Origin of the sequence: Streptomyces sp. adm13(2018), from assembly GCF_008042145.1 — a bacterium.
GTDB lineage: Bacteria > Actinomycetota > Actinomycetes > Streptomycetales > Streptomycetaceae > Streptomyces.
Genome location: NZ_RDBH01000327.1, coordinates 1 through 1718, shown reverse-complemented (window position 1 = coordinate 1718; position 1718 = coordinate 1). Strand labels below are relative to the sequence as shown.

General features: G+C 71.8%; 3 protein-coding genes. All 3 read left to right on the top strand.

The annotated features are described in order from the left end of the window. Nucleotides 1–400, top strand: a 400-nt coding sequence (locus EAO70_RS37240) for a RidA family protein (RefSeq protein WP_148007183.1), incomplete at its 5' end; no start/stop codon positions are given. Beyond that, nucleotides 397–969, top strand: a complete 573-nt coding sequence (locus EAO70_RS37235) for a 3-hydroxyanthranilate 3,4-dioxygenase (protein ID WP_148007182.1) — start codon at nucleotides 397–399, stop codon at nucleotides 967–969. The genes EAO70_RS37240 and EAO70_RS37235, both read left to right, overlap by 4 nt. Continuing rightward, nucleotides 966–1718, top strand: a 753-nt coding sequence (locus EAO70_RS37230) for an amidohydrolase family protein (RefSeq protein ID WP_148007181.1), incomplete at its 3' end; no start/stop codon positions are given. The genes EAO70_RS37235 and EAO70_RS37230, both read left to right, overlap by 4 nt.

Below are 1718 nucleotides of genomic sequence, written 5' to 3'. Positions count from 1 at the left end.
CCTCCGTCGCGCCGGCGACCTGGTCTTCGTCTCCGGCACGAGCTCCCGCCGCCCCGACGGCACGTTCGTCGGTGCGAGCGCCGACGCCATGGGCGTGACGGACCTCGACATCCGCGCCCAGACCAGGGCCGTGCTCGACAACATCGCGCGCCTCCTGGCCGCGGCCGGCGGCGGCCTCGACGACCTCGTCTCCGTCACCACGTACCTGGTCGGCATGAACGACTTCCGCGGCTACAACGAGGTCTATGCCGAGTACTTCGACGAGACCGGCCCCACCCGCACCACCGTCGCCGTCCACCAGCTGCCCCACCCGCACCTGCTGATCGAGATCAGCGCCGTCGCCCACATCCCGCGGAGCACCGCGGCACCGCAGATCCGGAACGAGGAACCGCGCCCATGACCATGAGACCGTTCAACCTCCAGGCCTGGATCGAGGAACACCGCCACCTGCTCAAGCCGCCGGTCGGCAACGTCCAGATCTGGCAGGACGCCGACCTGATGGTGACGGTCGTCGGCGGACCCAACCGCCGCACCGACTTCCACGACGACCCGATCGAGGAGTTCTTCTACCAGCTCAAGGGCGACATGGTGCTCCGCGTCATGGACGAGGAGGGCAGCCCGCCCCGCGACATCCACATCCGTGAGGGCGACGTCTTCCTCCTCCCGCCGCACGTGCGGCACTCCCCGCAGCGCCCCGAGGAGGACAGCATCGGCCTGGTCGTCGAGTTCGCCCGCCCGCGAGGACAGCTCGACGCCTTCGAGTGGTACTGCACGGACTGCCACCACCTCGTCCACCGGAGCGAGGTCCAGCTCACCTCGATCGTCGACGACCTCCCGCCCGTCTTCGACTCCTTCTACGGCGACGAGACCGCCCGCACCTGCGGCACCTGCGGCGCACTCCACCCGGGCAAGGACTGGCCGGAGGCCCTGCGCCCCCGCACCCGCCGCGAAGCAGAGGGCGACGCATGACCGTCGTCGACATCCACGCCCACGTCTTCCCCGAGATCGGCCGCGCCGAGTCCCGGCGGCTCACCGGCTCCGACGACGGCCCCTGGCTGCGCACCACGGACGGCCCCGGGGCCGGGATGATGATGGCGGGATCCACCGAGTACCGGCCGGTGCGCCGCACCCTGTGGGACCCCGCGGAGCGGATCGCCGACCTCGACCGGCTCGGCGTGGACATCCAGGTCCTCTCCAGTACCCCGCTCCTCTTCGGCTACGGACTGGAAGCCGGGCGCGCCGCCGACTGGTGCCGCACCGTCAACTCCCGCCTCCTCGCGTACGGCTCCCACGGCCCGCACCGACTGGCCCCCCTCTGCCAGGTGCCCMTCCAGGACACCGAGACGGCCTGCGCCGTGCTCAGCGAGGCCATGCGGCAGGGCTTCCACGGCGTCCACATCGGCAACCACCTCGGCGACCGCGACCTCGACCACGGCGCGCTCCTGGAGTTCCTCACCCACTGCGCCGAGGAGGACGCCGCCGTCCTCGTCCACCCCTGGGACCTCCCGACCGGCCCGCGGTTCTCCCGGTACATGCTGGCCTGGCTCGCCGGCATGGCCGCCGAGACGCATCTGACCATCCTGTCGCTGATCCTGTCCGGCGCCTTCGAACGCCTGCCGGCCTCCCTCCGCCTGCTGTTCGCCCACGGCGGCGGCAGCTTCCCCTACCTCCTCGGGCGGGCCGACAACGCCTGGCACCGCCGCGACATCGTCCGCGCC

What these genes read in the sequence shown, in the direction of transcription:
- EAO70_RS37235 (WP_148007182.1), top strand. Translation starts at nt 397, where the DNA reads ATGACCATGAGACCGTTCAACCTCCAGGCCTGGATCGAGGAACACCGC.